We start from the raw sequence: 7,380 nt of genomic DNA on the forward strand, positions 1-7,380 counted from the left end.
CCGCACCGGCCCGGTGCGGGGGCGTCGCCGTGCCGGGCGGTGCCCGTGGGCGCTCCTCAGGTGCGCGCGGCGGGCGACTCGAACGGCGCGGCCACCCGGCGCAGCAGCGTCGCCAGCGTGCGGCGCTCCTCGTCGCCGAGCACCGCCAGCATCCGGTGCTCGGCGCGCACGAGGTCCGCCAGCGCGGCGTCGACCACCGCGGTCCCCGCGGCCGTCAGCCGCACCCGCACGCTGCGCCCGTCGTCGGGGGAGGGGCGGCGCTGCACGAGGCCCCGGCCGGCGAGCCGGTCCACCCGGTTGGTCATGGTGCCGCTGCTCACGAGCGTCTGGACGAGCAGCTGGCCGGGGGACAGCTCGTGCGGGGCGCCCGCCCGCCTCAGCGCGGCCAGGACGTCGAACTCCCAGGTCTCCAGCGAGTGCGCCGCGAACGCGTCGCGGCGCAGCCGGTCCAGGTGCCGCGCCAGGCGCGCCACCCGGGAGAGGACCTCCAGGGGTTCCACGTCCAGCTGCGGGGTCTCCCGCCGCCACGCCGCGACGATGAGGTCGACCTCGTCGGTGGGCGGCCGCTCGCCCGGGGACCGGCCTGCGTCGCGTGCCACGGCAGCGACTCTAGGGCGTGCCCCGGTCCGTGCCCCGGTCCGTGCCCCGGTCCGTGCCCTCGTCCTCGCGCGCGTGCACCGACAGCCGGGGCGAGCGCTCCAGGCCGAGCAGCCCGTTCCACGCCAGGTTGACCAGGTGGGCCGCGACCTCCTCCTTCGGCGGCTCGCGGGTGTCCAGCCACCACTGGCCGGTCACCGCGACCATGCCGACGAGCCCCTGCGCGTACAGCGAGGCCGTCTGCGGCGGGAAGCCGCGCGCGGCGAACGCGTCGACGAGCAGGTGCTCGACCTGGCGGGCGATGTCGGAGATGAGGCTGGCGAAGGTGCCGGTGGCGGCGGTGGCGGGGGAGTCGCGCACGAGGATGCGGAAGCCGTCGGTGGAGCTCTCGATGTAGTCCAGCAGGGCGGTGGTCGAGCGCTCCAGCAGGGTGCGGGGACTGCCGCGGCCGGACAGGGCCCGCGTGATCGCCGACAGCAGGGAGGCGATCTCGCGGTCCACCACGACCGCGTACAGGCCCTCCTTGCCGCCGAAGTGCTCGTACACCACGGGTTTGGACACACCGGCCCGGGCGGCGATCTCCTCCACGGTGGTGCCCTCCACCCCGCGCTCGGCGAACAGGGCGCGGCCGATGCCGATGAGCTGCTCGCGCCGCTCCCCACCGGTCATGCGGGAGCGGGGGCGGGGAGGCACGCACCCATCCTGCCCCCCGCGCCGGGGTCTGCGCCGACCGGGTGAGCCGGAGGGTGCGCACCGGCGGCGGGACGGCCGTGCGTCAGGGGCTGGCAGGATGGTCCCGCGCCACCCGCTGCCGCGGGCCGGCGCGCCCTCCCGGGTGGTGTAACGGCAGCACGGCGGGTTTTGGTCCCGTCCAGTAGGGGTTCGAATCCTCTCCCGGGAGCGCGGTGGGCTGGTCGGCCCGGCGTGGCCGGGCCGTTATCCTCGGGCTCTGGGCCGACTGCCGGTCCAGCCCCCGCAGCCCCGAGCCCGCGAGGAGCGCGCCCCGCGTGAGCACCGCCGAGATCCCCGACCAGTCCGCCGCCGACCCCTCCGGCCCCTCCGGGCCCGCACCCGCCGCCGTGGTGGTCCTGGCGGCCGGCGAGGGCACCCGGATGAAGTCGCAGCTGCCCAAGGTCCTGCACCCCCTCGGGGGCCGCCCCCTGCTGGGCCACGCGCTGGCCGCGGCCCGCGCCACCGGCCCGCAGCACCTCGCGGTCGTGCTGCGCCACCAGGCCGAGCGGGTCGCCGAGGCGGTGCGCGCAGCCGACCCCGGCGTCGTGGTCGCCCTGCAGGACGAGGTGCCCGGCACCGGGCGCGCCGTGCAGTGCGGCCTCGACGCCCTGCCGGCCGACCTGGCCGGCACCGTGGTGGTGACCTACGGGGACGTGCCGCTGCTGTCCGCGGCGACGCTGGGCGACCTCGTCGCCGCCCACACCGCCGGCGGCAACGCCATGACCGTCCTGACCACCGAGCTGGCCGACCCCACCGGCTACGGCAGGGTGCTGCGCGACGACGACGGCGGCGTCAGCGCCATCGTGGAGCAGAAGGACGCCACCGAGGCCCAGCGCGCCGTGCGCGAGGTGAACTCCGGCGTCTACGCCTTCGACGCGGCCGCCCTGCGCGGGGCCCTGGTGCGGGTCGGCCGCGACAACGCCGCCGGGGAGGTGTACCTGACGGACGTGCTGGGCCTGCTGCGCGCGGACGGCCTGCGCGTGCAGGCGCTCGCCGTGCAGGACGAGTGGGAGATCCGCGGCGTCAACGACCGGCTGCAGCTGGCGGAGCTGTCCGCGGAGGCCAACGCGCGCACGCTGCGCCGCTGGATGCTCGCCGGCGTCACGGTGGTCGACCCCCGCACCACCTGGGTCGACGCCGACGTGGAGCTGACCGCGGACGTGACGCTGCTGCCCGGGGTGCAGCTGCACGGGCGCACCCGCGTCGCCGCCGGTGCCGTCGTCGGCCCGGACTGCACGCTCACCGACGTCGAGGTCGGTGCCGGGGCGGTCGTCGAGCGCACGCACGGCACTTCCGCCGTCCTGGGCGAGGGGGCGCACGTGGGTCCCTTCGCCTACCTGCGCCCCGGCACCCGCCTGGGCGCCGAGGGCAGGATCGGCACCTTCGTGGAGACGAAGAACGCCGAGATCGGGCGCGGCTCGAAGGTCCCGCACCTGACGTACGTGGGGGACGCCACGATCGGCGAGCACTCCAACATCGGCGCCAGTTCCGTCTTCGTGAACTACGACGGCGTGAACAAGTCGCGCACGACCATCGGCGACCACGTGCGGATGGGCTCGGACACCATGTACGTCGCGCCGGTCACGGTCGGCGACGGCGCCTACTCCGGTGCCGGCACCGTCATCCGCAAGGACGTCCCGGCGGGGGCGCTGGCCATCAGCGTCGCCCCGCAGCGCAACGTCGAGGGCTGGACCGCGCGCCACCGTTCCGGGACCGCGGCCGCCGAGGCGGCGCTGCGGGCGGCGGAGGGCGCGGACGCCGGCACCACCAGCAGCACGGACGCCACCGAGGGCACCGGAGCCACCACCGAGGGCAGGGAGCAACAGCCATGACCGGAATCACCACCACGGGCGAGAAGCGGATGGTGCTCATCTCCGGGCGCGCCCACCCGGAGCTCGCGCAGGAGGTCTCCGCCGCGCTGGGCGCCGAGCTGGTGCCCACCAGCGCCTACGACTTCGCCAACTCCGAGATCTACGTCCGGTTCGAGGAGAGCGTCCGCGGCTGCGACGCGTTCGTCATCCAGAGCCACACCGCGAACGTCAACCAGTGGATCATGGAGCACCTGATCATGGTGGACGCGCTGAAGCGGGCCTCCGCCAAGCGCATCACCGTGGTCGCCCCCTTCTACGGGTACGCCCGCCAGGACAAGAAGGGCCGCGGTCGCGAGCCGATCTCGGCGCGCCTGGTGGCCGACATGTTCAAGACCGCCGGCGCCGACCGGCTGATGTCCGTGGACCTGCACACCGCGCAGATCCAGGGCTTCTTCGACGGCCCCGTGGACCACCTGTGGGCGCTGCCGATCCTCGCCGACTACGTCGGCAAGCGGGTCGACCGGTCCAACCTCACGATCGTCTCCCCGGACGCCGGCCGGGTCCGCGTCGCGGACCTGTGGTCGGACCGCCTCGGCGCGCCGCTGGCGATCATCCACAAGCGCCGTGACCCCAACGTGCCCAACCAGGTCAAGGTGCACGAGGTGGTCGGTGACGTCGAGGGCCGCACGTGCGTCCTGGTCGACGACCTCATCGACACCGCCGGCACGATCGTGCAGGCCGCGGAGGCCCTGAAGGCCAACGGCGCCGCCGACGTCATCGCGACCGCCACCCACGCGGTGCTCTCCGGCCCGGCGGTGGACCGCCTGAAGAACTCGCCGATCTCCGAGCTCGTCGTGACGAACACCCTGCCGATCACCGAGGCGATGCGCTTCCCGCAGCTGACGACCCTGTCGATCGCGCCGCTGCTCGCGCGCGCCATCCGCGAGGTGTTCGACGACGGCTCGGTCACCAGCCTGTTCGACGGCCACAGCTGACGGTGCGCTGACGGCCCGCCGGCCTCCCGCCGGCGCGCGGTCGGGGCGGGCGCCGGGCCCCGGTAGACTGGGGCCCGGTTGCCTCGGCGAGGGACGGCGCTGGTCGCGAGACGCGCCTCCGTGATCGACGCGGTGGACGGCGCGCCGCGCCCTCCCGAGGTGTGTCTGCAGGAACACCGACTCCCGAGGAGGGCCCCCGTGGCCGAGACCAAGCTGTCCGCCGAGAAGCGCACCGAGTTCGGCAAGGGCGCCGCCCGCCGCATCCGCCGCGCCGACAAGATCCCCGCGGTCGTGTACGGCCACGGCGAGGCGCCGCTGCACGTGACCCTGCCGGGCCACGCCACCATGATGGCGCTCAAGAACGCCAACGCCCTGCTGGAGATCGACGTCGAGGGCGAGCGCCACCTGGCGCTGCCGAAGGACGTGCAGCGCGACCCGATCCGCGGGTTCATCGAGCACGTCGACCTGCTCACCGTGCGCAGCGGCGAGAAGGTCTCGGTCGAGATCCGGCTGGTCCTGACCGGTGACGCCGCCCCGAACACGATCGTCAACCAGGAGCTGACGACCCTGTTCGTCGAGGCCGAGGCCACCCACCTGCCCGAGTCCCTCGAGGTCTCCGTGGAGGGCCTGGAGGCCGGCAGCCACGTCACCGCCGGCGACATCACCCTCCCCGAGGGCACCGTGCTGGCCGGGGACGCCGAGCAGCTCGTCGTGGTCGTGCAGGGCGCCGCGAGCGCCGCCCAGGTCGAGGCGGAGCTGGAGTCCGCCGAGGCCGAGGCCGGCATCGTGCGCGAGGAGAGCCACTCCGACGACCAGGGCGGCCAGACCTCCGGGTCCTGACCCACCCCTCGCGGTAGAGCAGCAGGAGGACCGAGTGAGCGACGCGTGGCTCGTCGTCGGGCTGGGCAACCCCGGCGCCGAGTACGAGCGGACCCGGCACAACGTCGGGCAGGCCGTGCTCGCCGAGCTGGCGAGCCGCGCGTCGGGGTCCTTCAAGCGGCACCGCTCCGGTGCCCGGGTCGCCGAGGTGCGCCTGGGCACCGGGCCGGGCGGTGCGCCGGGCCCGCGCGCGGTGCTGGCCGCTCCCACCTCGTACATGAACCTCTCCGGCGGCCCCGTGGCCGGCCTGGCGAAGTACTACGACGTCGGCCTCGACCGCCTCGTCGTCGTCCACGACGAGCTCGACGTCCCCTTCGGCTCCGTGCGGCTCAAGCGCGGCGGCGGCGAGGGCGGTCACAACGGGCTCCGCTCGATCTCGCAGTCGCTGCGCGGCAAGGACTACGCGCGCGTGCGCGTCGGCATCGGCCGACCGCCCGGCCGGCAGGACCCGGCCGACTTCGTGCTCAAGGAGTTCTCCTCCACGGAGCGCAAGGAACTGCCGTTCCTGCTCCTGGACGCCGCCGACGCGGTCGAGGCGCTGCTCACCGAGGGCCTCGAAGCGGCCCAGCAGAGGTTCCACGCGCCCGCCTGAGAGCGCCCGGAGCACCCGGGTGGGGGGATCCCCACCCGGGTGCCGGTGTCACCACGTGAAGGGCGGCGGCGCCTGTCGTCGTTCGACGGCCGTGGTGGCCGCCTGTTCCAGGTCCGCGAAGGTGATCTCGTCGGCCTCCCGCACGAGGGCGAGGCCGCGCTGGCCCAGCGCGCGGGCGATCTCGCCCTGGTGGTCGTCCACGTGCTCGCCGTGAGCGGTGCGCCGCGGCACCAGCAGGGGGAACTTGCCCGCCTCGAGCGATCCCAGCGCCGAGCCGGTGCCGGCGTGCGCGACGACCACGTCGGCCGCGGCGACCGCCGCCGCCAGTTCGTCGGAGGGGACCGCGGGACGCGCCTCGATGTCGAGGCCGGTGACGTCGGTGGAGCCGGTCTGCCAGAGCACCTCGGCGTCCGGGGGCAGGACCTGGACCATCCGGTCCAGCAACCGCCGGAAACCGTAGGCGCCGGTGCTCCCGACGGTGACCACCACCCGCCACGGGTCCCGCGTGCGCGCGGCACCCGCGACGGCCGTGAAACCGTCGAACACCGAACCGCCGTACCGCCAGCGCTTCGACGTGAGGTGCTCGTACTGGGTGTACACGCGGATGCGCGGCATGCGCGCCAGGACGCGCCCGGCCATCGAGGGGCCCTCGAAGCGCGTCGCGCTCTCGATGAAGCGGGTGTCGATGCCCCGCGCCGCCGCCTGGGGCAGAACCGACAGGGCGAGGCTGGCCCCGGTGCTGACGGCCGCGCTGAACCGGTGCTGCCGGAACAGGTGGCGGGTCGCCAGCGCGTGCCGGACCAGCGCCCGGTAGTCGCGGGCGTCGGGGTAGTCGACCCAGCAGACCTCTTCCCCGGCCAGCAGGGCCGTCGTCTGGGGGGCCTCCACGGTCACCCAGACCCGGTCCTCACCGAGGCCGAGGCGCGGCAGCCAGCTGTGCAGCTGCTTGACGTGGCCGCCGTTGTTCGCGACGAGGAGCGCTGTCACCGTGCTGAGCTCGCAACCTGTTCGTAGAGGCCCAGCAGCGCCTCGCGCTGGGCGGTGGAGTTGTGGACCGCGGTGAGGTCGAGCCCCACCCCGGCGGACTGCGGGTTCTTGGCCGTCTCCTCGGCGGTGGCCGCGAGCGCTGCGGGCGTGCCCTCCAGCCGCCGGACGCCCAGGGACTCCAGCGCGGCGATGCGCCGCGCGACCACGGGGACACCCAGCTCCGCCGCCTCGAGGACCGTCATCGGGCTGCCCTCCCACGCCGCGGTGTGGACGTAGACATCCGCGCGGGCGAGCTCGCCGAGGAGGGTCGCGCGCTCGATCCAGCCCGTCACCCGGACGCCGATCGAGCGCAGGCGCTCCTCGTCCTCGGGCGTCCCGCCGCCCAGCCAGACGACCTCCGCGTCCGGGCGCGAGCGCAGCAGTTCCCGCGCGGTCTCGGCGAAGAACCCGGGGTCCTTCTGCGCGCAGATGCGGCCCGCGGTGACGTAGCGGGGTGCGCGCTCGCCCGGCTGCTCGGACAGCGCGGCGCGCTCGTCCAGGACCCAGCGGGGCAGCGAGACGACCTGCGGGACGTAGGTGACGCGCCGCACGCCCAGGCGGCCGGCCAGCGCGGCCTCGCGCGGGCTGACGGCCGCCACCCCGGCGGGGGGGGGGGGGGGGGGGGGGGGGGGGGGCGGGGGGGGGGGGGCGGGGGGGGGGGGGGGGGGGGGGGGGGGGGGGGGGGGGGGGGGGGGGGGGGGGGGGGGGGGGGGGGGGGGGGGGGGGGGGGGGGGGGGGGGGGGGGGGG

The 7,380-nt window shown here is 75.5% G+C and carries 8 protein-coding genes and 1 tRNA gene; 5 read left to right on the forward strand and 4 right to left on the reverse strand.

What is annotated here, in order from left to right:
- Positions 1-56: 56 nt before the first annotated feature.
- Together ACRYR8_RS20575 and ACRYR8_RS20580 are read right to left on the reverse strand one after the other, a co-directional pair.
- The gene (locus ACRYR8_RS20575; RefSeq protein WP_432486102.1) at positions 57-599 is read right to left on the reverse strand and encodes a MarR family winged helix-turn-helix transcriptional regulator; all 543 of its coding nucleotides are present in this window, start codon (positions 597-599) and stop codon (positions 57-59) included.
- Between the two features lie 10 nt (positions 600-609).
- On the reverse strand, positions 610-1,290 hold the full coding sequence (locus ACRYR8_RS20580) for a TetR/AcrR family transcriptional regulator (protein WP_432486103.1): 681 nt from the start codon (positions 1,288-1,290) through the stop codon (positions 610-612).
- Between the two features lie 136 nt (positions 1,291-1,426).
- Between ACRYR8_RS20580 and ACRYR8_RS20585 the strand changes: the two genes are divergently transcribed.
- The 5 genes from ACRYR8_RS20585 to pth all read left to right on the forward strand — a co-directional run bounded on the left by ACRYR8_RS20585 (position 1,427) and on the right by pth (position 5,606).
- Positions 1,427-1,498, forward strand: a tRNA-Gln gene (locus ACRYR8_RS20585).
- 121 nt (positions 1,499-1,619) lie between these two features.
- Positions 1,620-3,161 carry a bifunctional UDP-N-acetylglucosamine diphosphorylase/glucosamine-1-phosphate N-acetyltransferase GlmU gene (gene glmU, locus ACRYR8_RS20590; protein WP_432486109.1) on the forward strand — a complete coding sequence of 514 codons (1,542 nt, stop codon included), beginning with the start codon at positions 1,620-1,622 and terminating at the stop codon, positions 3,159-3,161.
- Positions 3,158-4,135, forward strand: a complete 978-nt coding sequence (locus ACRYR8_RS20595; protein ID WP_432486104.1) for a ribose-phosphate diphosphokinase — start codon at positions 3,158-3,160, stop codon at positions 4,133-4,135. Before glmU ends, ACRYR8_RS20595 begins: the two co-directional genes overlap by 4 nt.
- A gap of 198 nt (positions 4,136-4,333) precedes the next feature.
- Positions 4,334-4,975, forward strand: a complete 642-nt coding sequence (locus tag ACRYR8_RS20600) for a 50S ribosomal protein L25/general stress protein Ctc (RefSeq protein ID WP_432486105.1) — start codon at positions 4,334-4,336, stop codon at positions 4,973-4,975.
- 34 nt (positions 4,976-5,009) lie between these two features.
- Positions 5,010-5,606 carry an aminoacyl-tRNA hydrolase gene (gene pth / locus ACRYR8_RS20605; RefSeq protein ID WP_432486106.1) on the forward strand — a complete coding sequence of 199 codons (597 nt, stop codon included), beginning with the start codon at positions 5,010-5,012 and terminating at the stop codon, positions 5,604-5,606.
- Positions 5,607-5,654: 48 nt separating this feature from the next.
- On the opposite strand, the gene ACRYR8_RS20610 is transcribed toward pth, so the two are convergent.
- Positions 5,655-6,593, reverse strand: coding sequence for a glycosyltransferase (locus tag ACRYR8_RS20610; RefSeq protein WP_432486107.1), 939 nt, complete (start codon positions 6,591-6,593; stop codon positions 5,655-5,657).
- Positions 6,590-7,231: a glycosyltransferase family 4 protein gene (locus ACRYR8_RS20615; protein WP_432486199.1), complete on the reverse strand. Its 642-nt coding sequence runs from the start codon at positions 7,229-7,231 to the stop codon at positions 6,590-6,592. Before ACRYR8_RS20615 ends, ACRYR8_RS20610 begins: the two co-directional genes overlap by 4 nt.
- Between the last annotated feature and the right edge of the window lie 149 nt (positions 7,232-7,380).

It is taken from the genome of Kineococcus esterisolvens, from assembly GCF_050871405.1.
Lineage (GTDB): Bacteria > Actinomycetota > Actinomycetes > Actinomycetales > Kineococcaceae > Kineococcus.